This is a genomic window from Microcoleus sp. D2_18a_D3, from assembly GCF_036702455.1.
GTDB lineage: Bacteria > Cyanobacteriota > Cyanobacteriia > Cyanobacteriales > Microcoleaceae > Microcoleus.
Window position 1 is genome coordinate 71,825 of record NZ_JAUBTK010000021.1, and the last position, 23,657, is coordinate 95,481.

At 44.6% G+C, this 23,657-nt stretch carries 15 protein-coding genes; 9 read left to right on the plus strand and 6 right to left on the minus strand.

The annotated features are described in order from the left end of the window. Positions 1–46: 46 nt before the first annotated feature. On the minus strand, positions 47–5,578 hold the full coding sequence (locus QUB06_RS12735; RefSeq protein ID WP_333435557.1) for an ATP-binding sensor histidine kinase: 5,532 nt from the start codon (positions 5,576–5,578) through the stop codon (positions 47–49). A 373-nt stretch (positions 5,579–5,951) separates the two neighbouring features. On the opposite strand from QUB06_RS12735, the gene QUB06_RS12740 reads away from it, so the two are divergent. After that, the gene (locus tag QUB06_RS12740; protein ID WP_333435558.1) at positions 5,952–6,833 is read left to right on the plus strand and encodes a Cof-type HAD-IIB family hydrolase; all 882 of its coding nucleotides are present in this window, start codon (positions 5,952–5,954) and stop codon (positions 6,831–6,833) included. Between the two features lie 668 nt (positions 6,834–7,501). On the opposite strand, the gene QUB06_RS12745 is transcribed toward QUB06_RS12740, so the two are convergent. The 5 genes from QUB06_RS12745 to QUB06_RS12765 form a co-directional block, all read right to left on the minus strand. Continuing rightward, positions 7,502–8,392: an alpha/beta fold hydrolase gene (locus tag QUB06_RS12745; RefSeq protein ID WP_242718618.1), complete on the minus strand. Its 891-nt coding sequence runs from the start codon at positions 8,390–8,392 to the stop codon at positions 7,502–7,504. 148 nt (positions 8,393–8,540) lie between these two features. Next, positions 8,541–8,735 carry a hypothetical protein gene (locus QUB06_RS12750; RefSeq protein WP_333435559.1) on the minus strand — a complete coding sequence of 65 codons (195 nt, stop codon included), beginning with the start codon at positions 8,733–8,735 and terminating at the stop codon, positions 8,541–8,543. After that, positions 8,714–10,741, minus strand: coding sequence for an adenylate/guanylate cyclase domain-containing protein (locus QUB06_RS12755; RefSeq protein WP_333435560.1), 2,028 nt, complete (start codon positions 10,739–10,741; stop codon positions 8,714–8,716). Before QUB06_RS12755 ends, QUB06_RS12750 begins: the two co-directional genes overlap by 22 nt. Then, the gene (locus QUB06_RS12760) at positions 10,707–15,422 is read right to left on the minus strand and encodes a PAS domain S-box protein (RefSeq protein WP_333435561.1); all 4,716 of its coding nucleotides are present in this window, start codon (positions 15,420–15,422) and stop codon (positions 10,707–10,709) included. The genes QUB06_RS12755 and QUB06_RS12760 overlap by 35 nt, the downstream gene beginning before the upstream one ends. A gap of 653 nt (positions 15,423–16,075) precedes the next feature. Next, positions 16,076–16,585, minus strand: coding sequence for a hypothetical protein (locus QUB06_RS12765; RefSeq protein WP_333435562.1), 510 nt, complete (start codon positions 16,583–16,585; stop codon positions 16,076–16,078). Between the two features lie 77 nt (positions 16,586–16,662). On the opposite strand from QUB06_RS12765, the gene QUB06_RS12770 reads away from it, so the two are divergent. The 8 genes from QUB06_RS12770 (at position 16,663) to QUB06_RS12805 (ending at position 23,586) form a co-directional block, all read left to right on the plus strand. Next, positions 16,663–17,580 carry a histone deacetylase gene (locus QUB06_RS12770; protein WP_333435563.1) on the plus strand — a complete coding sequence of 306 codons (918 nt, stop codon included), beginning with the start codon at positions 16,663–16,665 and terminating at the stop codon, positions 17,578–17,580. 136 nt (positions 17,581–17,716) lie between these two features. Then, positions 17,717–18,997, plus strand: coding sequence for a glycosyltransferase (locus tag QUB06_RS12775; protein WP_333435564.1), 1,281 nt, complete (start codon positions 17,717–17,719; stop codon positions 18,995–18,997). A gap of 86 nt (positions 18,998–19,083) precedes the next feature. Next, positions 19,084–20,094 carry a glycosyltransferase family 2 protein gene (locus QUB06_RS12780; RefSeq protein WP_333435565.1) on the plus strand — a complete coding sequence of 337 codons (1,011 nt, stop codon included), beginning with the start codon at positions 19,084–19,086 and terminating at the stop codon, positions 20,092–20,094. Positions 20,095–20,290: 196 nt separating this feature from the next. Further along, positions 20,291–20,872, plus strand: coding sequence for a serine acetyltransferase (locus QUB06_RS12785; RefSeq protein WP_333288963.1), 582 nt, complete (start codon positions 20,291–20,293; stop codon positions 20,870–20,872). A gap of 144 nt (positions 20,873–21,016) precedes the next feature. Next, positions 21,017–21,562: a serine acetyltransferase gene (locus QUB06_RS12790; RefSeq protein WP_333288965.1), complete on the plus strand. Its 546-nt coding sequence runs from the start codon at positions 21,017–21,019 to the stop codon at positions 21,560–21,562. Between the two features lie 67 nt (positions 21,563–21,629). Then, on the plus strand, positions 21,630–22,643 hold the full coding sequence (locus tag QUB06_RS12795) for a glycosyltransferase (protein ID WP_333435566.1): 1,014 nt from the start codon (positions 21,630–21,632) through the stop codon (positions 22,641–22,643). A gap of 46 nt (positions 22,644–22,689) precedes the next feature. After that, complete coding sequence (locus QUB06_RS12800; RefSeq protein ID WP_333435567.1) at positions 22,690–22,923, plus strand: hypothetical protein; 234 nt, start codon at positions 22,690–22,692, stop codon at positions 22,921–22,923. Positions 22,924–23,133: 210 nt separating this feature from the next. After that, positions 23,134–23,586 (plus strand): glycosyltransferase, encoded by a 453-nt coding sequence (locus QUB06_RS12805; protein WP_333435568.1) that lies wholly within the window; start codon positions 23,134–23,136, stop codon positions 23,584–23,586. Positions 23,587–23,657 lie beyond the last annotated feature (71 nt).

The following is a 23,657-nucleotide window of genomic DNA, read 5'->3' on the forward strand; positions in this document are numbered from 1 at the left end:
ATCGTTCTCCTATATAAAACTTATATCCATGTTGGCGGTCTAATAACTAACTGCTCATTTTAGCGGGAAATTCAATCATAAATCTTGTGCCTTTATTTACTTGACTTGTGCAGCTAATTGTGCCTTTTAGTTTTTGAGTAACAAGGTTATAAATAATGTGCAGTCCCAATCCCGTGCCTCCCTGACCTCTTTTGGTGGTAAAAAACGGTTCAAAAATTTTACTGAGATTTTCTGGGTCAATTCCTTTGCCGTTATCGGCATATTCAAATATTAGCCGATCGCCCTCTAGTTTGAAATCAAACGCCAGAACTCCTTCGTCTTCTACATCGTAGGCGTGAATTAGGGAATTCAACACCAGATTTGTCACAATTTGACACACTACGCCGGGGTAACTGTCCACTACAATATTTTCATCACACTTAATCTCTATTTTGTGTTTAGTTCTTTTTAGTTTGGCTGTCAAGGATGTCAAAATTTCCTCTAGATAGTTTTTAACATTAAACGTGCGTTTTAACTCGCTCGACTGATCCACAGCTACTTCTTTAAAACTGTGAATCAAGTCGGCCGCCCGCGTGAGGTTAGATAAGATCATATTACTGCTTTGCATGGCGGTATCCAGAAACTTTTCTAACTCGGAACGTTTTATTTGCCCGTTACTGTAAACCTCAAAAAACTTTGTGGCTTTTTCAGCAAGCAGGGAGGCGGCGGTGATGCCGATGCCAATGGGAGTATTGATTTCGTGGGCCACACCTGCCACCAATCCTCCGAGGGCAGCCATTTTTTCCGATTCTACCAGTTTATTTTGAGCCGATTTTAAGTCTGCTAAAGTTTGGGAGAGCTCGGAGGTACGCTGCTGTACTAAATTTTCGAGATTCTGATTGAATTGGTGCAAATTGGCGTAAAGTTGGGCATTTTCGATGGAGATAGAAATTTGAGAAGACAGCAGTTTTAATATTTCTAACCTGTCTTGGGTAAAAGCGCCTGTAGTCAGATTGTTTTCTAAATATAGAATCCCAGTGAGTTGACCTTGATTAATTAACGGAGTGCAAAGAATTGATTTAGGTTGAACCGCCATTATATAGGGTGTGCGAGTAAATTGTCCTTCGCGGCTGGCATCGTTTAAAACTATACTTTCCTGGGTGCGGGCGACGTAATTCACAACTGCAACTGCCAGCAAAGTTACTTCTCGATCGTCGGCTACAAAATCTATCGGAATTGATTGCATGACAGCAACGCGATCGACATCTACAGATCCTGATGCTTCAATCACCCATTGACCCTCTTTTTCTAGTATTAAAAACCCTCGTTGCCCCCCGGCATTTTCAATAACGATTTTCATCATTTTGGCCAGCAGTTTGTCTAGAACTATTTCGCCCGCTAAGGTTTGCGATGCTTTCACTGCGGTAGTCAAGTCTAGCACGCCTGCAGCGTCGTTCGTAGTGGAAGAAGCGCTGCTGGTAGATTTGTGAGTTTCAATATTAGTTGAAATCGAGCCAGAAGTTAGCAAGTGCGAGTATTTGGATTCTAAATGCGCTGCTTTTGCTGTTGCTCCCCAGCGCTGATAGCAATAACGCGCTTCTGTCAAGTAAGTTTTAGAATTTTTTTCTCTTCCTATGGATAGATAAAATGCTCCTGCCAATTCTGCTGCTAGTGCTTGTACTTGTATGTATCCGTTTTCTTCGGCTCCTTCAATTGCGCGATCGTAATATTCCATTGCTCTCTCAATATTGCCCAAAACACGCGCTTTTTCTGCCGTAAGTAAGTCGCATTTGTGCTGAAGATTCATGGGCGCCGAAAGCGCTTTTTGTTGCAGTTTTTTCCGGTTACTGACCGCGTAAAAAATATGCTCTTCTTGTTCCTCCTCTGTTGCAAATGGATAGGCGGCTAGGCGGGCTAAAGAATCGTAAAACTGGTATTCAGAAACATTAATAAAGCCTGCAACTCCGTCTAAATATACTTCGGCTTGCGCTGCATTTTCTAGCGCTGTAGCGGTATCTCCAAATAAATAGGCTAGTATTAATTTTTGCAAATAAAAGTGCTGTAGTCCCACCCGATCGTTAGCTTTCAACAGCAGCGACAACAATTTTTCTTCGCTGTATGCTTCACCTAATACCAGGGGTGGACTTTCCAATTTTCCCATCAATTGCAAAATATTTTGCCGATATATTTGATTCCAAGTCAATACAGTTTCTTGCTTGAGTTGAAACAGCAAATGGTTGTAACTTACCATTCTCCGTTCCAGTTGTGGCAATTCTTGACCGATGAAATACAAAGACTGACAAATATTTACGGCTGAATATCCGACAGATTCTAAATCCCCATTTTCTAGCGCGCTTTGATAGGCCTCCTCTAATAGCGGCAAAGAGTCTTTAACGTGATGCTTGCCGTTCATCAAAATGAATGCTACTAAATTAAGCGTTTTGCTTTTGAATTCTAACGCATTTAATCTCTCGCTCAAATTTAAAGCTAATTGACCAAACCGATCGCCCGATTCAATATCTCTAACTATTCCTTTTAAAATTGCTCCGTAATTAGCATAACCGAAGGCAGAAAAAGTAGAGTTTCCGTAATTAATAGATAAATTAACTTGCTCGCACACAATCAGCGGCAGCAGCACAGGTTCAACTATAAATGTAGCTGAAAACATACTGGAAAGCACACGCATAGTTGCTAATTTGTGCGGGTTTGTCATCATCGGCAAGTTAATTAAATCTTCTATTTTTATTTCGGTTAAATAAGCTGCTGTTTTAGCCATTGCTTGCTGAATGTGGAGGGGAATCGGCGATTTTGGAAAGTTTATTCCTAACATTTTTAGTGCTTCCCGACCAATTTTTACCGATTCTTGGAGTTGGGTTTGCATCGCACAAGCTATGATTCTGATTTCAAACACTTTGATTTTGTCTAGTTCATTTTTTGCGTGTTGCAGGACAATTCTCGCCCATTTTTCCATTGCTTCAAAGTCGGTATTGAGGTAAGCAGCTTCTGCTGCTGACTCGTAGAGTGCCAGAGTCAAGTCGTAGTCAGTTTGCCAACTTTCGGGGGGAAGCAGTTCAATACCTGCGGTTAAATATTTGAGGGCAAGTTCGTAAGCTGCACTTGCTTTTGCTTTGCGACCTGCAATTAAATTTAATTGGCATAATTGAAATTGTTCTAATTGGCTGCGGATGATTTCTTTCGCTAAATTTAGTTGGTTTACGGTATCAAAAATATGCTCTTCTAATTGCTCTGGCGGTGAATTATGCAGTAAAAAGTTGCCTATTTTGAGATGGATTTTTTGTTTTTGATAATCGGATATTAAAGCATAAGCTGCTTGCTGCACTCGCTCATGCAAAAATTTGTAAGTGGCGCTCGAAACATCAGCCACTGGTAGGGAAAATTTATCGGTAAAGTCTCTAGATATTGTGTCTGTTACTTCTGTGCTTGCTGCTAGTGCGATCGGAATATTGTAGGCGTTATTCACGAGCAAAATCAGACCGGACTGAAGTGCCTCACCGAGGTCTGTTGCTGCGGAAGCGAGAGGTTTTTCGGCGATTGTCGAGATAGTTTCTAAATCAAATTTGTTCCCGATACAAGCGGCTAATTTAAGCAGTTCCTGGGTCTTTTTTGAAAGTTTCTGAATGTTGTCTATCATTAATTCTACAACATTGTCAGTTATTCCCATTTCTTGTATTTGTTCGATATCCCACTGCCACTCGCCTGTAAGATGGCATTTTTTCACAATTTGCTCTGAGATTGGTTGCGCTAAGCCCGACAGGTTAGGTTCAGCTAGCTCGACCAAATTATTCGAGGGTGAAAGTTTAAATTGAATCAAACTTTTCGAGTAAAGAAATTTTATTAATTGAGTTAAAAAGAAGGGATTTCCAGCGGTTTTTCGTAAAAGCAATTCTGCTAAACTTAGGGATTTTTCTGGGGCGCAGTTCAAAGTATCGGCAACAAATTGGTTGACGCTGCTTATATCTAAAGGCGAAAGGGCGATCGCCCTCACAGTGCCGCCTGCTTTTTTTATTGCTTCGGCGGTCAGCATTAGGGGATGATTTGCATCTACTTCCTGCTCTCTATAAGCTCCAATTATTAATAAATATTGAGTTCCCAGGTCAGTGGCTAGCAGTTCTATTAACTTGAGAGATGCTGAATCGACCCACTGCAAGTCGTCCAGGAAAATTACTAGGGGGTGTTCTTTTTGAGCAAAGACGCGGATGAAGTTTTGAAATACTAAATTAAAGCGATTTTGAGATTCATTTGCTCCTAAATCGGGGACGGGGGGCTGCGGCCCGACAATCAGTTCTACTTCGGGAATAGCTTCAATAATTACTTGGCAGTTGCCGCCGAGTGCTTTTAAAATTTTTTCTTTCCAAACATGGATTTCGGCGGCATTTTCTGTGAATATTTGTCGCAACAAATCCTGAAAAGCTTGGAGCAAAAAAGCGTAGGGAATATCGCGCTTAAATTGCTCAAATTTGCTGTCAATAAAATACCCGTTTTCCCGCCGATTCGGCTTGTAAACTTCATATACTAACGACGATTTGCCCACACCTGCAGAACCAGAAATCAGCACAATTTCTGTATTGCCTCGCCTCATCCGCTGGAAGATACTGAGAAGCATATTAACTTCTACTTCTCGCCCGTAAAATTTTTGCGAAATTTGCAGGTGACTTGACTGATCTTGTTCGCCGAGGGTTATGTGGGAAATTTCGCCTGTTGTTTGCAGTTGATTGAGACAATTTTCCAAGTCGTACAAAAGTCCGAAAGCACTTTGATACCTGTCTTCGGCTGTTTTTGCTAAGAGTTTTATGACGATATCGGAAACGACTTGAGGAATCTCCTTGGTTCCTACTTGATTGATTCTGCCTTCGATGCTTCTGCTTTGTACTTTTTGCTTTCTGTTTTCCCAAGGAGAAACTGGCGTTTTGGCAATATGGCAGTGTACTAATTCCATAGGATCGATCGCCTTAAAAGGCAATTCGCCACAAAGCATCTCATAAAAGGTGACGCCTAAAGAATAAAAATCGGTGCGGTAGTCGATCGCCCGATTCATGCGTCCCGTTTGTTCAGGAGACATATAGGCGAGAGTGCCTTCGAGTAAATGGGGATGGCTGGGGGCGGGGTTTTCGCCCGGTAGCAGGGAGGCGATCGCAAAATCAGCAATCTTGACATCTCCTGTCTCGATATTGACAATAATATTGCTGGGTTTAATATCTTTATGGATAATGTGGTGCTCGTGGAGTTGCCCAATAGTTTCTGCTAGTTTGATGGCAATATGCAGAAATTGTTGTAACTCTAGCTGGTTGTTGCTGAGAAACTCTTTTAGGGAAATCCCACCAAAATCTTCTAAAACTAAAACAGGAAAGTGATTGTATGTTTCTATTTTATAAAGCTTGACTATTCCGGGGAAATTCAAATTCTTAAGAATTTCGGATTCGTGCAGCAGTTGGGATATTTGCGCTGGGGTAGGGTATGAGGGTGTGAGAGTTTTGAGGATAACGGGTTTTTGTTCCTCAAGCTGCATCCCTCGATAAATAACTGTGTGAGGGTTTGTATAAAGTTCTCCGTCAATGCGGTATCCTGGGATAGAAATCATGATAGTTGGGGGTAATTTCAAAGATGCGGTTATACAAGTTTAGATTTTAGAATTTAGATTTTAGATTGGGAATGATTGATGATATAAGGGTTTGGAGCGCGGGCTGAGAGTTGCATTGTTTTTGGCCACAAGTATTATTAAGTAAGTGAAAATACACATTGCCTGTCGAGTGCGGTTTTTACGGCAGTAAACTGGCTACTATTATATAGCTTAGCTAAATCCCTCCCTAAAGAGTCGTCCTAGATACTTTTTTTGTCGCTTATTTAGTTATCTATATTTTAGTCTTCAAAAAATCAGAAGTCGCACTTTGCTATCCCGCCAGTGGCAAAATAAACGGGTGCGTGCAAATCAACAGCTAAAATCTAAAAAAATCATGCAGAATATAACTGCCTCAAATCCAGCTAATGCGACCGATCGCGCTTTGGGCACCGCAGACATTCAATTGCTGGTAGTGGATATAGACGGCACGATCGCAGGTTTGTCAAATACCATCCGAGAACCAGTCAAGCAGGCAATTTTGGCTGCCGAGTCGCGGGGAGTGAAAGTGGCCGTCGCTACGGGCAGGATGTACCGCTCAGCTTTGCGTTTTCACCGCGACATCGGCTCAACATTGCCACTGATTTGCTACCAGGGCGCATGGATTCAAGATCACGCTACTCAAAAACGGCTGCGGCACTTGCCCCTGTCGAAACAAACTGCTCTGCAACTGTTAGACCATTTTGAAGAACCGCATTTGCGATCGCTCCTTTCGATCCATTTCTACATTGACGACCAACTTTACGTGCCGGAAATTACCGCAGCTACCCGAATTTATGCCGAACGATCGGGCATTGAACCAATGGTGATTAAAGATTTGCGGCGAGATCTTCCGGGGGAACCGACGAAAGTTTTGGCTTTGTGCGACAATCCGGGGGTACTCGACGGCTTGCTCAGCAGTATGCGCCTGCGCTACACGCCTGCGGAGCTTTATTTGACTCGATCGGTTGCTACTTTTTTTGAAGCTACGCATCCTTTGGCGAATAAGGGAGATGCGGTGCAGTATTTAGCGGAGGAACTTTTGGGTTTACAGGCGGCGAATGTGATGGCGATCGGCGACAATTTTAACGATCTAGAAATGATTGCCTACGCGGGTGTAGGCGTGGCAATGGGCAATGCTCCTGATGCGGTGAAGGCTGCTGCTGATTGGGTGGCGCCGGATGTGGAGGAAGATGGGGTGGCGGCTGCGATCGAACAATTTGTTTTGGGCGATCGTTGATATTTTTACACCAATACCGCAGGGGCGGGTTTAGCGACATTTGGAAAAAATGTATATCAACCCGCCCCGACCCAGCGACAATATTTAATTTATATAAATTCCGGTTGCACCGGAATTATTGTTGACTGTTGACTGTTGACTGTTGACGGTTAACTGTTGACTCGATTTTATTATTCCGATGCAACCGGAAACGATATTATTATATAACTGTGTAGTTTTGAGTTCTATGCAATCAAGTTTTGATTATAAAAAAAATCCACAATTTCTGATTTTTCGAGATTAAGTCCAGTTAATTAGTTTGTTTGCAACATCCGAATATTTATTTAACGAACCGCGAAGACGCTAAGAACGCGAAGGAAGAAATGAAGAAGGCGGGGCGGGCTTACAAATCTTCTGGATGTGAATTATAGATAATTTAAAACTCTTAAAAATGGGTTTCAACAGAAAAAGCACCGACGACTGGCCGTGTTTCGTCTCGGTGCTTCTTCTGGTTCGCTCCTCACACGTCCATCAATATAGCTGACTCAGTAAATTGTGTCAATACTTTTGCCAAAAATTGTTTTTTGAGTCGGCTGCTGCCGGGGTGTCGGTGCGGTGGAGCGAGGCAAAACTCTTGCAATACAAGGGTTTGACTCGATCGCCCAAGGGTTGGATTGAGCAGAAAAATTTTACTTCAATTCCAGCAGCCAGTCCAAAATCAGAGCGTTGACTTCACTCGGCCGCTCGTCGTGGGGACAGTGGCCTGTGTTGGGAATTGAAACAAATTTCACTGGTTTATCGTTGGCGGCCAATTGTTGATAAATCTGGCTGCCGGCGATCGGCGTCCAGGGGTCGTCTGCGCCCCAAAGTACCAATAACGGACGATCGACTTTGGGCAGCAATTCTGACGGTTGAGGGCCTGGAGGGGCTGTGAGTATGGAGGCAAACACTTGTTGAGCTCCGGGCTCGCAGGAGGGGGCGTGGAGGAGTTCTACGAGTTCGTCAGTGATGGCTTCGCGGTTCCCGTAGACTTGGCGCAGGGTGTTGCGGATGCGGTGTTTTTGGCGGATGTTGTTGAACATAAATGGGCCGATCAGGGGCGATCGAACTAATTTAGTAAAAGTCCCCATTACTACTCGGAGCGGGAAATTTAGTTCGTCCGGCCGGTGGTTGAGCCCGCCGGCACAGTTGATTAAGACTGCACCTGCTGATATTTCTGGATGGTTGGCGACTACCATCAAACTCAGCAAAGCGCCGATCGAATTCCCGACAAATACCGCCGGTTCCTGTACCAGATCAGCCCAGAAATCAGTCAGCAATTCTTCCCACAATTCCAGAGTGTAATCGAGGGCTGGTTTGGCGGAAGCACCGAATCCCAGCAAGTCCAGAGCAAATACGCGATAGCCGCCGGCCGCTAGTGGGGGGATATTTTGCCGCCAATGTCCGATCGAAGCGCCAAATCCGTGAATCAAGATCAGAGGGCGGCCGGTTCCTTGGACGGTATATTGGATTTTGTGACCTTTCCAAGTCCAAATTAGCTTTTCAAAACTCGTTGCAGATACTAATTGTTGTGCAGTCACGGCTCTTAATGTAAATTTTCGTTAACTTCTTTGATCATACCAGCACAATCCCTCTAAGGGCGGCCTCGGAGCAACGGGCCACAAGAACATTGAACAAATAGTGAAACGGGCTTCTAGCCCGTTCTTGAGAATGGTGCAAGATATCAGGTTAAATAAACATATAAACGTCCTTCATTCTTCCTCCTTCATTCTTCCTCCTTCTTCCTTCTTCCTGACATCCGTTACATCCGTTACAGAATCCGTTGCCGAACTTCCTTCTTCCTTCTTCCTTCTTCCTTCTTCCTTCTTCCTTCTTCCTTCTTCCTTCTTCCTTCGCAATTTTTACTTTTTTTGTAGCAACCAATAAGTCATCATATTCCCCTTACCTTTTACCGGAATTACGCCTCGCCTCTCAAACAAATACTTATCTTTCAAAAGCTCATAAGTAACATCAGTAACTTGAATTCTGCCTGCAAAACCCGTAGCTTCCATCCTCGCCGCTACATTCACCGTATCTCCCCACAAATCATAGGTAAACTTGCTCACACCAATCACTCCCGCAACAACTGGCCCGGAATTGATGCCGACGCGAATTGCCAGTTTTTCGCCTGTCTCGGCGCACAACTTTGCTATTTTTGCCTGCATTCCCAGGGCCATTTGGGCGATCGCCTCGGCGTGAGCCTGTGTCGGCGTAGGCAACCCCCCGACTACCATGTAAGCATCGCCAATAGTCTTAATTTTCTCCACACCGTACTTTTCAGCTAACTGGTCGAAGTGCGAAAAAATTACGTTCAATCGCTTTACCAACTCGGTGGGAGACATTCTCGCCGACAACTCAGTAAAGCCAACAATATCAGCAAATAAAACACTTACTTGGGCAAAACTGTCGGCGATCGTGCTTTGCTCTGCCTTCAAGCGTTCTGCGATTGGTTTGGGTAAAATATTTAACAGCAACTTCTCGCTTTGTTCTTGTTGAACTTTGAGCGCTTCTTGCGCTAATTTGCGTTCTGTAATGTCAGAAACAGTACCCTCATAGTAGAGCAGCTCACCTTTTGAATCTCGAACAGCCCGAACATTTTCTGACACCCAAATCCGGCGCCCGTCTTTGCGACATACCATAGATTCAAACCCAGAAACGGCATTTTCAGCATCCATAGCAGCGACAAATTCGAGGCGGCGTTCCTGGTCAACATAGAGTTGCTGAGCAATATTGTTAATCTCGGACATCAGTTCTTCTGGCGAGTCGTAACCGTACAATTTTGCCAAAGCTGGATTAGCGCTGATATAGCCTCCTGAAGGCGTGCTTTGAAAAATGCCTTCCATCGCATTTTCTACAATGCTGTGATATTTTTCTTGAGCAATACGCAGCAATTCTTCTGCTTGTTTGCGCTGAATCAAAGAACCTAATTGAGTGCCGACAGCATTAAAAACGTCTATAAATCTGGCGTCTTTCCCACCAGACGAAATTTTAAAGAAAACTAGCACTGCCAATACTTCATCGCCTACCAAAATCGGCACGCCAAAACCCGCTTGGAATCCGAGTTCTAGTGCTATCTGACTTCGGAAAAAATGCGGGTAGCCCCTGGAAATATCTTCTACCCATTCCGGTTGCTTGGATGCCCAAACTCGTCCCGGCAGCCCTATATTCATGGCAAATGTCAGTTGTTCGCTTTGCCTGCGGAACGCCTCCATCCTCGCGTTGCTGGCATACCAGCCGCGGGCAGATTGCAGCACAGTTCCTTCTGCATCGGGAATCCAAGCTTCTCCTACATCCCATCCGATTGTTTCGCCAACTTGGTGCAGAATTACTTCTAAAGCTGAGTGGAAGTCTACAGCTTCGCCGATCGCCCGCGTAGTTTCCAGCAAAAACCGGATTGATTCTTCAGCCCGCTGCCGTTCTGCGATTTCTTCCTGCAATCTAGAATTGCGATCGTGCAGTTCCCTAGCTTGCAGTTGCAGTTTGGATTGCAGCGAACGAAGGGAAAGTTGGTTTTGGACGCGGGCTAAGACTTCTTCTACTTGAAACGGTTTAGTAATATAATCCACTCCTCCTACTTGAAAAGCTTTAACTTTTTCCAGCACGTCATCTAGCGCACTAATAAAAATTACCGGAATATCTTTAGTTTTTTCCCTTAACTTTAACTGCTCACAAACTTCATACCCGTTCATTTGCGGCATATTAATATCTAGTAAAATTAGATCGGGAGGAGATATTTGCGCCCCTTGCAGAGCCAAGTGTCCGTTAATAGCCTTCCTGACCTGATACCCGTGATATGTCAGCATAGTGGATAAAAGTCGCAAATTATCCGGCAGATCGTCAACGATCAGAATGTCTTTAGGAGTCGCTGGTAATGGATGGTCGTTCATCATAATATAATTGAGTTAAATCGATAATGATATCTATCCGAAAATTATCGACTAAATCTGTTAAAGCGTTAGCGAGATTTGCCTCAGTTTCGGGAATTTGCTCGATGAGTTCGAGGATGCGGTTGTCATCAACACAAAGTGCTGCTCGGTGCAACTCGACCACCCAGTCTGTGGGCATTACACTCAAATCCTCGGGGGTCAAACTTTTAAGCAGCGTGGGTGTTGAAAAAGAAGTAGATAAGTTTTCTTTCTCATAAATATAACGCAAGCTCAGGTGATGCGCTATCTTTTCAAAGAGTACCTCTTCCCGAAACGGTTTACAGATCAAATCGTTACAACCAGCAGATAAAATTATCTGCCGCTGCTCGTCAAAAGCACTGGCCGTCAAGGCAATAATTATTGTTTCTTTACCTTCTAGAGTTTTCTTAATTTGTCTTGTCGCTTCGTAACCATCCATCACTGGCATCAACATATCCATTAAGATCAGGTGCGGCTTCCAAGTTGACTGCAAAGCAATTGCTTCTTGACCGTTAGTTGCTTCGCGGACTTCAAATCCCAGCGGTACGAGGAGCTTAAGCAGCAGTTGGCGATTTTCCGCTACATCTTCAACTATTAATATCCGATAATTGTCTTGTCCGGCTTCTAAACCAATAACTTGTTTAATCGGTGGTTTTTCTTGTTCATCAATTTCTGTTACTAAGCTAATCGAGATATTAAATCTGAAAGTTGTGCCTTGACCGAGTTGACTTTCAACATCAATATCTCCTCCCATAATCCGAACAAACTGTTGGCTGATCGGCAATCCGAGGCCAGTCCCCTGCATGGATTTCCGACCTGTTTCGGTTTGCACGAATGGCTTGAATAATGTGGAAATTTCCGAGGGAGAGATGCCGGGTCCGGTGTCGGCAATTTCAAAATACAATTGGAATTTGTTTTCTTCTGTGGCGTCTTTTTCAGCTTGGCTGCTGACGCGCAAAGTAACAGTTCCGTGTTGAGTAAATTTAATCGCGTTGCCGAGCAGGTTAATTAAAACTTGCCGCAATTTAGCTTCGTCTGTTTGAATGTACTGCGGCAAATCGTCGGTATTTTCCAAGATTAATTGCAAACCTTTTGAGTTGGCTTTTAGTTGCAGCATTTCTTTGAGACTGTTGAGAAGGTTGTAGAGATTGAAGCGGCTGGGATTGATGGTAATTTGACCGGCTTCTATTTTGGACATTGACAAAACATCATTGATGAGTTCTAGCAAATGTTCGCCGCTGCGGTTAATAATTTCTATGTATTCTTTCTGTTCTGCCGTGATAGAACTGTTGCGGGCCATGACTTGGGAAAAACCGAGAATGGCGTTGAGAGGTGTGCGGAGTTCGTGGCTCATGGAAGCTAGAAATTGGCTTTTGGCGCGGTTGGCAACTTCGGCGTTTTCTTTGGATTTAATCAGTTCCATGGACTGCCTTTGAGTGCGGGCGAGCAATTCCGCTTGCTGTAATGCTACTCCTAGCTGAGTACCGACATCAACTGCAACGTTGATTTCTGCTTCAGTCCACTGGCGGGGACCCGAATTTTGATAGGATGCTAGTAATCCCCAGAGCTTTTTGCCGGAAAAAATTGGTACAATAATGTAGGATTTAGCTTGGAATTTTTCTAGTAAGTGGATGTAACAAATATCGAATCCTTGCTTGTAAATGTCTGGGACACAAAGGTAAGTTGTACCTCGGCTGTAGGCTCCGCCTTGGGTTTCTTGCAAATAGGTATCGCGTACTTCTTGTGAGGGGCTATCTAATTCTTTGACGACGCAACGGTCGCTGTCTAAAGCGCCTTCAGTAAGGTGAGAATCGAGTTCCTGTGCTTGGATGAAAGAAACCCACTTGTGGTCACGGGATTCGGCTACAAATTCGCCGCTCCAGTCAGGATAGAAACGGTAAATTGCGACTCGATCGCACTTCATGGTTTGGCGCAATTCTCGGGTTGTGGCGTGAAAAATTTCTCGGATATCTAAAGTCTGCCGCATTCTTTCAATGATGCGGGCGATCGCTCTCTGTCGTAAAGCACTTTCTTGCAGTTCGGTTTCTGCTTGCTTGCGTTCGGTAATATCTACAGCCATTAAAGCAATGCCGATCGCTGTACCGTTATCGTCAATTAGCTGAGTATTGTACCACTCGCAGATGATAATTCTGCCGTCTTTAGTCAGATTTTCGGTAGTGCCGCTGGATTTGGCGTTCAAGTCGTGATTGAAAATCTCAGATATTTGCTGGCGGTAGCTTTCAGGTACGAGCAAATCGGAGGCGACTCGACCAATCGCTTCTTGCTCGCTGTAGCCAAAAATAGCAACGGCTGCGGGATTCCAAGTGATAATTTCTAAATTGAGGTTTAACTCGATAACTGCGATCGGCGTTTGCTGCAATAAAAATGAGATTCTTTGCTGCGATGCTAGCAGTTTTTCTTCGGCTAATTTGCGGTCTGTGATGTCATTAGCAGTGCCGAGAATTTGTTTGGGTTTACCATCTGCTGTTCTGAGAAATACTGTATCCCAACTGTGCAGCCACCGCAATTCACCGTTTTTGTGTTTCATTCGGTATTGAAATTGAATGATATCGCCGTCTTTGGCTCGCTCCCATTTTTGGATATTTTCAAAAAAAGCTGGCAAATCCTCGGGGTTCATCAGCGTTGACATCATTGCTGTACCCATATCTTGTATTTCTTGGGCGGTATATCCGAGCATCGTCGAAATTTGTCGGTTGGTATAAACATTCCGCTGTTCAATTACATCGTAAACGTACAATAGGTTGGGATTGGAATCGGCGATCGCTTGAATGAAGTGCTGGCTCTCTCTGAGTGCGGATTCTGTTTGTTTGCGAACGCTAATATCTCGCGCCACGATAATCACTGAATCAGGAGTCAGCGGAGAAACTTTAGCATCGAGGCAAACGTCGCGCTCTCCGACTTGAAAGCTATATTCAACATTGAGGGTTTGCTTCGTTTTTAGAGCTTGTTGGATCGCATTTAATACTAAATCTGCTATAGGTTTTGGCAAGACTTCGTGTGCCGTTTTGTTAATCATTTCGCTTGGAGGTTTCACCAAATTCGTTGATGCTGTCGGGGCGATTTTGATGCAGCGCCCTTCTGCATTTCTCACTAAAACTGTGTCAGTCATGGCGGCAAAAATAGCCCGCAATTCTGTTTCCGATTCCTGCAGAGCTTGCTCGGCGCAGATGCGGGTGCGAATTTCTGTTTGCAGCAATTTATTTTGCCGATCGAGCTGCTCAAGCCGGTTTTTTTCTCGATCGATCAGTTTAGCTTGAGCGATAGCGAGCCCTACTTGAGCTGCCACAGCTTCTAATAAGTCGATTTCCTCGGGAGTCCATTCCCGGTAACGATCGCACTGGTGCAAACAGATAGCGCCGTTTGCCATGCCTTGGTAGGAAGTGCGAATTGCCAGCATCGATTTTAACCCAACCTTCTGGCAAATCGGTTGAACAGCTTGCAAAAGAGGGTCTGAATAAACATTGTTGGAGGCGATCGCCATATCTTGTATCATCATTTGTATGACGTGAGGATTGCCCCAAATTGGAACAGGTACGTTCCGAATAGATGGGCAATCGGGTTCGAGATACTCGGCCGCCATAGGAATATCGACTTGGGGGGTAGTAACGTAAGTATGAATCAAACAGCGATTGGCGCAGAATGCCTGACCGATTTGAGTAGCAGCTATTTGAAATATTTGTTCGGGCTGCAAGCTCGATCGAATTTCTTGAGTTATTTTTGCAATCAGCAATTCTCGCTGAACTTGCCGTTCTAAAGCAGCTTTAGCTCCAGCCATTTCTATTTCTGCGTGCTTGCGATCGCTGATATCAAAAAGTACGCCATACCAAACAATATCGCCATTATCGCGCATTTCTGGTCGAGAATTAGATTGCAGCCATTTGAGTTTCCCCGACGGTGTAATAATCCGCCATTCAAAGGCAAAAGGTTCTAAAGTTTGGGCGCTAGTAGCAATTTGTTTTACCAGATATTCTTGGTCATCTGGATGATTTTGATCGAAGCACAAGTCGGGATTTTTTAATATTTCCTCACTCTCTAATTCGTAAACTTCCCGACACGCATAACTAATATATTCAAACTTGAAACTTCCATCGGGCTTCTTGATAAATTGATAAAGAACTCCCGGTATATTGACAGCCAATTTCTGCAACCGCGATTTACTTTCCCGGAGTGATTGTTCTGTCCGCTTGCGAAATTTTACCTCTTGTTGCAGTTGGGCATTCTGCTGTTTTAATTGTTTTGATAGCTGTTGTATAGTCAATTGACTTTCGATCCGCACTAAAACTTCTTCCACTTGAAAAGGCTTAGTAATGTAGTCAACACCGCCGACTTCAAAAGCTTTGACTTTGTGAAAAGTATCATCAAAAACGCTCAAGAAAATAACCGGTATCTCACTCGTTTCCTCATTAGCTTTCAGTCGGACACAGACTTCGTATCCGTTCATTTTGGGCATGGCAATATCTAGCAAAATTAAGTCTGGGAGAACTGTATAATTAGCATTAACCGCCATTTCTCCCGAAATCTCCCGCTGAACTTTATACCCTTCTCTCGTCAATATCTTTGATATAAACCGCAGGTTGTGGGGTTGATCGTCAATAATTAAAATGTTAATATTTTCTTTGTCAAATATCATTTTTTGTCTGACCATTGTGGTTTTTTTAGTGCTAGTAGCCGATTGATGATTTAATAAATTTAGCGAGTCCTTCCGCTCGTAATTATTTATAAAACCTTTTCAACCTCAGCAAATCGAGGATTAATTTTAGATATTAGCCATCAACTAACGCACCTTCTATTTTTTAAACTTATTGGTGGCTTGTCTTAAGTTTTCCACTCAAATTAACCGTACTTAACCACATTTTATTTCCCCAACAAACCCCCTTATTTGATGTCCCAATTAAGTGGGCCGAAAAACCATCCTCGCTTAGGCACTCCCGACCAAAGCAACCGGGTTTTTTAACTTTTTTCAAGGGCTGCGACCAAGTATTTTCGTACAACCGGGTTGATGCGTCCAGGACTATTTTTTGCTTGACTTTTGCATTAAAAGTCCCAGGAGGATAACGCCAGTTTCTTGACATTTTGCTGCCACATTCAAAGGATTTTAGCCGAGATACACACCGGGACGTACCGCGAGGCGAAGAAACCGGTTGTTTTACTCTTGTCGCTGCAACAAAGTATGGCTGTGAAAAACCTCGGTTTTGACGCACCCGCCGCTCAGTCTTAAGATAGTTATAGGGGACTAAGATTATATATCTATCCTCCCGCACCCAACGCCTACGATATAAACTATTTTATCGGTCTTTTCTAGGTCAGCAATTCCTTAAGTTTAGCAAAATTTTTATCGCTGAAGTAAATTTTAATTTCTAGTTCTTGGTCAGATTCCCACAGCAGCAGCATATTTTCTTCGCCCAAGGCGATTTCGGGATTGTTCAATTCAAGTGTTTGATATTTAACTTCTGGAATGCCTACGCGAATTACCAGTTCCGATTCCAACTGAGGATAGATGTACAATTGCTGTTGCAAATTGTCAAGTTCTAATTTGTCAACAGTGTTGTTACGTCGGACGGGAGAATCGGGTATGTACCAATAGAGAGTTTCCTCCCGAATTTCAGGATTGACTATCACAAATGTTTCGTCAAAACGCTGGGGGTGCCAGTGAATTTCGCTCAGACCGCCGATTTGCGGAATCAGTCGCTCTACCCAGCTAATTTCTTTGCCGTTGAGGTTTCCCCACCACTGACTGATATTATCGAGATTGTCAGCATTTTCGGGGTCGGTGCTGCCGGACTGCCAGACTGTTTTTAGTTGTTGCATATACAGGTTCTCCAGCGAATTTAAATTTGAGATTGCAGGCGTTCAATTGGAGATTCATTCGTTATACAATAATTTTAATGGACTTACCAATTATTTACCACGAAGATTACGTTGCACCTCTGCCACCGGATCACCGCTTCCCGATGGCAAAGTTTCGGATGCTTTACCAGATGCTGCTCGCGGACGGGGTAGCAGATAAATCGCAATTTCACGCTCCCGAACTTCCGCCTCAAGAATGGATTGAATTAGTCCACGACCACTCCTATGTTCAAGCTTACTGCAACGGGACGCTCGATAACAAAGCGACTCGGCGAATTGGTCTGCCTTGGAGTCGCGCCCTTGCTAATCGCACTTGCACTGCGGTGGCGGGAACTGTACTAACTGCCAAGCTCGCTTTAGAGTACGGTTTGGCTTGCAATACTGCGGGCGGAACTCATCACGCCTTCCCTGCTTTTGGGTCGGGTTTTTGTATTTTTAATGATTTGGCGATCGCCTCTCGCGTTTTGCAAAAAATTGGTTTAGTTCGCAAAGTTTTAATTGTCGATTTAGATGTCCACCAAGGAGACGGAACCGCCGTAATTTTCCAAGATGACAGCAGCGTTTTTACTTTCTCGATGCACTGCGAAGTCAATTTTCCCGGCACTAAACAAAAGGGCGATTTAGATGTACCTTTGCCTGTGGGTATGGAGGACGACGAATATTTACAAACATTGGATAAATTCTTACCAGATTTGCTGTCAAATGTCAAGCCAGATTTAGTTTTGTACGATGCTGGAGTAGACCCTCATCACGGCGACAAACTGGGAAAATTAGCTTTAACTGATACGGGCTTATTTCGCCGGGAAATGCAAGTTTTGATGGCCTGTTTGGCTGGCGGCTATCCCGTTGCCTGCGTGATTGGCGGGGGCTATTCCGATGACGCTAAGGGGTTAGTTTACCGACATTCGCTGCTGCACCGAGCCGCAAGTCAAGCCTACAGGCAGTATCGACTTTGATGGAGCTCGGCGAGATTTAAAATTGACTTCAGTATTGTTGGGCGATATAATTGCGTGTTTAGGGTCTCAATTAATACTAAAAATCGGCTAAGGTGGCATTAAAGTAGATATATCGCATTCAATCGTAGTGTATTTTATGGAATCCAACTCGTTAAATATCACAGAAGATGGGGCCAAAGAACCGACTTTGATGCCGATCGACAAGCGCTACCTGCTCGTCCTCAACATCCCATCCTCCTGCGACTCCAAAGGCAGCAGGTATCTCGATTTAATGTGGGCTAAAGACCTAACCCAACACTTCAAGTATTTGAAAAACTTCACGCTAGCATCTCCGTGCGTGCGAGAAACCCCCCCAGAAAATACAATAGAGGTGGATTCGGAAACATCATTTGCTGATGCTAAATTTATTGACCTTCCCTCCGCAAATAGCTTGGCCAAAGCAATATTGCTGCTGCCGACAACGGTTGCCCAGCTTTGGGGCGCGATCGCATCTTCAGATATCGTACATAGCGGCGTAGCAGGCTGGCCGATTCCGATGGCATGGTTAGTGACGCCAATAGTCCTGATACAGCGGAAACCATACCTGCTCATAGTCGAGTCCGCACCGTGGCGGCTGCCACCGGGCCCCCCTGCCAGCATTAAAGCCAAAATCCAAGCTTACATATACGAAACATTGAATCGCTGGTGCATCAACAGCGCCGACTTGACAATTTTTACACAGGCAGAATACCAGCAAAGTTTATTAACAAAACGACACAAAGAAAGTCACATAATTAATGCTTCGTGGATAGATGAAGCAAATATTATTTCGGAAGCCGACGCGACAAAAATATGGCACGAAAAACTGTCTCCCTCACCCAAACAACTAAAAATTATATTTGCGGGCAGATTGCATCCCAATAAAGGCTTGTTAGTTCTCCTAGAAGCAATGAAAATCTTGGACGAGCAAAACATTGCCGTCAAGCTGGACATACTAGGTGAAGGCGAACTGTTAAGCAACTGCCAAGCAGCAAGCAAGGCGATGCAAAAATCGGTACAGATCGAACTTTTGGGAACTATTCCTTACGGCAGAGAATTCTTCGGGCGGCTGCAACAATATCATGCTGTTGTGGTTCCCAGCATCTCGGACGAGCAGCCCAGAATCGTATACGATGCTTATTCCCAGGCCGTACCTGTACTGGCAAACAACACAGCCGGACTCCGCGACTGCATCGAAAACGGCATCACAGGCTCGATCGCTAATTGCAATGACCCCGTTGCTTTAGCAAACTTGCTCAAACAGTCGGGAGAAAACTTGAACCTACTTCAAAATATGGGCATGGCAGCTCTGAACAAGGCTCGCAGCCTGACTCACGAAGAAATGCACCGGCAGCGGTGGCAGCTTTTGTTAATGATGTTGGAGCAATCAAAAAAGTAGGCGATACCTGCACTCCGGGCGATCGCTCCCGCTTGCCAGATGGGTACAACTTGAGCTAAAAAGTTGTTACACAAACAACGGTACTTATGTCCAAGGCCAGCGAGTCCAATCACCCCTATCCACTGCTGGTTGTCATTGTTAACTACCGAACCTCTAGTTTGACAATTGACTGCTTGCGCTCTCTAGTTAGCGAAGTTCAATCGCTGCCCGGTATGCGAGTTGTAGTTGCCGACAATGCTTCAGGCGATCGATCCGTCGAAGAAATTAGTAGTGCGATCGCCTCAGAAGGCTGGAATGAATGGGCATCCTTCGTTCCCCTAGACCGTAACGGCGGATTTGCCTTCGGCAACAACGCCCTGATCCGTCCCGCCCTGCAATCCACCAATCCCCCCCCTTACTTCCTGCTGCTCAACCCAGACACCATAGTTCGCCCCGGTGCCCTCAAAGCCCTCGTCGATTTCATGGACACTCATCCCGAAGCCGGCATCGCCGGCAGCCGCTTGGAAGACCCAGACGGCACGCCCCAGGAGTCAGCTTTTCGGTTTCACAACATCTTGACAGAACTCGATTTTGGTTGGCGGACAGGCTTTATATCCAAGTTATTAGCCAACTGGGCCGCAGCGCCTCCCATTTCCCAAGAAACCTGTCAAACTGATTGGGTAGCTGGAGCCAGCATGATCGTCCGTCGCGAAGTATTTGAAAAAATTGGCTTGATGGATGAAGCTTATTTCATGTACTGCGAAGAAATGGACTTTTGTCTGCAAGCGAACAAAGCTGGCTGGAGTTGCTGGTACGTACCCGAAAGTCGCGTTGTGCACTTAGTCGGCCAAAGCTCAGGCGTCACTGACACCAAAAAGCCCGCCAAGCGGCTGCCGACTTATTGGTTTGATTCCCGGCGTAGGTACTTTATCAAAAACTACGGCTTGGTTTACACAGCATTAACTGATGTATCTTGGGCTTCGGGTTTTGCAGCCTGGAGGGTGCGTCGCGTACTTCAAGGCAAACCAGATGGCGATCCACCACAATTGCTGAGGGATTTTGTATTAAATAGTGTATTTTTTAAGGGGGGTAAGATTGAAAAATCCAAAAACTTTTAAAGGGAGTTGGTAAATCGGTCAAAGCCAACTAAACCAGGTTAACCTAGGCAAAGCAAAATATTTGCAGAGGCAGACCAGGAATTAGTATTCTTGAGCGATAAAACCGGGTTGCTTTTTTCTCAAAAACCTGATTAACCAATTAATATCGTGGGCATCTAGCAATACAGTAAACAAGAAATAGTGTGAATTAGAGCTTATGGTAACTGAGCAAAACTTAATCACCAGTGAAAATCAAGTAGAAAACCCCGGCATGGGACTGTGGCAGCAAATTAAAGAAGACTGGATTGCTCATGGTCGAGATTGGACAAAACCGGGATTTCGCGCCGTAGCAGTGCAGCGTTTTGGCGTCTGGAGAATGCAGGTAGAACCGAAATTACTGCGAGCTCCTTTGAGCATTATTTATCGATCGCTCTACCGAAAAGTCCGCAATAGTTACGGGATAGACTTGCCTTACACTGTGAAGCTCGGTCGTCGCGTGGTGATTGAACATCAAAACGCTATTATTATTCACGGATATTGTACGATCGGCGACGACTGCATTATACGCCAAGGCGTAACTTTGGGAAACCGCTATTTGGACAAACCGCTAGAATCTCCTCAATTGGGCGATCGGGTTAACGTCGGCGCTGGTGCAAAAATCCTCGGCAAAGTAAACTTGGGAGACGACGTAAATATCGGTGCCAATGCTGTAGTTTTATCAGACATTCCAGCCGGTCAAACTGCCGTTGGTATCCCAGCCAAAATTATCAAATCCCGCCCTGCTGAAAACAATACTTAAATCATTGTCTTCCTTCGGCCTTTTTCCTTCTCCTATAACTTTGCGGAGATTCAATCAATCTACCTACTCAAGTTAGAGATGCCTGTTAAGGTAAACTGCACAAATAGGCACAATTGTCAACATTATCAAAATATTCCACAAACAATGGTTGAGTCAATCACTAAGCCAATCGTTTCTGCTACAGAAGCAGACTGGAGTCGCGAAAAACCCAGCAAGTGGTGGGAGCCGAGTCGCCAACTGCTCAAATCTATCCGCAACTATCAAAAGTGGCAGCAGCAGGGTGGGATTTTAGGCTATTTTTTATGCCGTTTGAACATCATCGAGTATCGATTTTGGAGCGTGGTAACTGCAACAGACATCCCTTTAAACTGCCAAATACAAGGAGGACTGGTGCTGCCTCATCCTAATGGCATTGTCATTCATCCCAGTGCTTCCATTGGCCCTAACTGTCTGATTCTTCAACAGGTGACAATTGTTGCTGATGTCAAAATCGGCGGTCACGTCGATATCGGTGCAGGAGCGAAAATTATTCGCTCAGTAACGATCGGCGATCATGCTTTGATTGGTGCCAATGCTGTGGTGATTTGTGACGTGCCACCAGGTGCAACCGCAGTAGGAATACCGGCAAAAATAATCGAAAAAAAACCCAGAGAGTCTGAAAAAGAATTTCTAGAAGTCGCCGAAAAATGAGGAAATTAGCTCGACTTTTATTAAAATATAAAGGAACTGCTCAGTAGTCGAATTCCAAAGGTAAAACTTGAAACAAATTGGATTAGTGGCGATCGGACGAAATGAAGGGCAGCGCCTCCGCCAATGCCTAGTGTCGGCCACAGACAAAGTTGCCCGCGTCGTCTATGTCGATTCCGGCTCAACAGACGGTAGCGTAGAGTTAGCCCGATCGATCGGAGCCGATACAGTAGAACTAGACTTATCTATACCGTTTACCGCAGCACGCGCCAGAAACGAAGGCTTTGCCCGCTTGCTGCAATTAGTTCCAGACATCGAATTTGTCCAATTTGTCGATGGCGACTGCGAAATCGTTGACGGCTGGATCGATCGGGCCTACAGCGAACTCACAGCCAAACCCGAGGTAGCAGCAGTATGCGGGCGCAGGCGCGAACGATACCCCGAAGCCAGCATCTACAACCAATTGTGCGACATCGAGTGGGATACCCCCATCGGCGAAACCAAAGCCTGCGGTGGCGATTCCATGATGCGCGCCACCGCATTTCAGCAAGTCGAAGGTTTCAATCCCACACTAATAGCCGGCGAAGAACCCGAACTGTGCTTGCGGTTGCGCCAAAAAGGTTGGAAAATCCTCCGCTTAGATGTAGAAATGACCCTGCACGACGCGCAAATGAGCAGTTTCTCTCAGTGGTGGAAACGCGCTCAAAGAGCGGGTCACGCCTACGCCGAGGGTTCCTGGATGCACGGAAGCGAACCGGAGCGCCATTGGGTCAAAGAAACCCGCAGCACCTGGTTTTGGGGCTTAGTCTTGCCAGCGCTAGCCTTGGCAATGACATGGCCGACAAAAGGCTGGAGCCTGTTACTATTGAGTGGCTACCCCTTAGCAACCTATCGCACCTATAACTATTATATAAAGCATCGGGAGATCACAAGTAAAGAGGCAGCCATCTACGCTTTGTCTTGCGTATTAGCCAAATTTCCCCAGCTACAAGGTCAAATCCAGTTTCACCAGCGCCGATTACTGGGGCAGCAAAGCAAGTTAATCGAATACAAAACAACCAACTCTATTAATTCAGCCAGCTAGAATTACAGCTAACGTCCCAGAAAGTCAACCCCTGAGTAGCAAACAAATGAGTAATAAAAAATTAAAAGTTTTACTAATTGTAGAGCCGTGCAATCCTGACTGGGCATCTGTACCTTTGGTTGGATACAATTTTTTTCAAAAAATTAACAACTTAGTTGATACAACCCTCGTTACCCATATTAGAAATAAACCAGCTCTAGAAAAACACCCGGAATACGAAAAAATTTTCTATCTAGAAGAAGGTAACTTAACCAAACAATATTATAAAATAGTGGCCTAAATTACGGCAAATGGACGAGTAAATTGGCCTCTTTATAATGCCTTGATCTACCCAATTTATGAAGAATTTAATCAGCAATTCTATCAAAAATTTAAAGGGAAAATCCTCAACGGAGATTATGACATAGTTCATGCAATTACCCCGATGATGCCGCGATATCCGTTTAAGGTAGTCAGTGTGTGTTAGCAGACTCCTTTTATTCTAGGGCCTGTGAATGGCGGCATTCCATTTCCACCAGGCTTTCAAGAAACGGCCAGACAAGAATTTGCTCAATTCAACTTTTTGAGAGCAGTTGGTCGAGCATTAATTCCAGGCTATGTAGAAACTTACAAAAAAGCCGACAAAATCCTAGCAGGTTCCACCTATACTTTAAATTTGCTAAAGGATTTGTTTGCACTCCCTGACCAAAAAATTGATTTGTTCTACGAAAATGGCATTTCCGAGGAATTTTTAAGTCAGACCAGTATCCCCAAGAAAGATATCAACCATATCAATTTGCTTTTTGTGGGCAGATTAGTGCCTTACAAATGCGCCGATGTTGTCATAGAGTCTATTGGGAAATTAGCCCAGGCAATTCAAAGTAAAATACGCTTAACAATCGTAGGAGATGGCTCGGAAAGAAATAACTTGGAAAACCGAGTCAAGGAGCTTAATTTACTGTAGTTTAGACTAAAAAATGAGCGCAGCTAAAAGTAGCTACCTTTGAATCTTAGGCAAGCTGTTGCTCACAAACT

Coding starts and splice junctions, on each gene's coding strand:
- QUB06_RS12790 (WP_333288965.1), top strand. CDS start 21,017: ATGGTTGAGTCAATCACTAAGCCAATCGTTTCTGCTACAGAAGCAGAC.
- QUB06_RS12735 (WP_333435557.1), bottom strand. CDS start 5,578: ATGATTTCTATCCCAGGATACCGCATTGACGGAGAACTTTATACAAAC.
- QUB06_RS12755 (WP_333435560.1), bottom strand. CDS start 10,741: ATGATGAACGACCATCCATTACCAGCGACTCCTAAAGACATTCTGATC.
- QUB06_RS12760 (WP_333435561.1), bottom strand. CDS start 15,422: ATGGTCAGACAAAAAATGATATTTGACAAAGAAAATATTAACATTTTA.
- QUB06_RS12770 (WP_333435563.1), top strand. CDS start 16,663: ATGGACTTACCAATTATTTACCACGAAGATTACGTTGCACCTCTGCCA.
- QUB06_RS12780 (WP_333435565.1), top strand. CDS start 19,084: ATGTCCAAGGCCAGCGAGTCCAATCACCCCTATCCACTGCTGGTTGTC.
- QUB06_RS12785 (WP_333288963.1), top strand. CDS start 20,291: ATGGTAACTGAGCAAAACTTAATCACCAGTGAAAATCAAGTAGAAAAC.
- QUB06_RS12800 (WP_333435567.1), top strand. CDS start 22,690: ATGAGTAATAAAAAATTAAAAGTTTTACTAATTGTAGAGCCGTGCAAT.
- QUB06_RS12765 (WP_333435562.1), bottom strand. CDS start 16,585: ATGCAACAACTAAAAACAGTCTGGCAGTCCGGCAGCACCGACCCCGAA.
- QUB06_RS12775 (WP_333435564.1), top strand. CDS start 17,717: ATGGAATCCAACTCGTTAAATATCACAGAAGATGGGGCCAAAGAACCG.
- QUB06_RS12740 (WP_333435558.1), top strand. CDS start 5,952: ATGCAGAATATAACTGCCTCAAATCCAGCTAATGCGACCGATCGCGCT.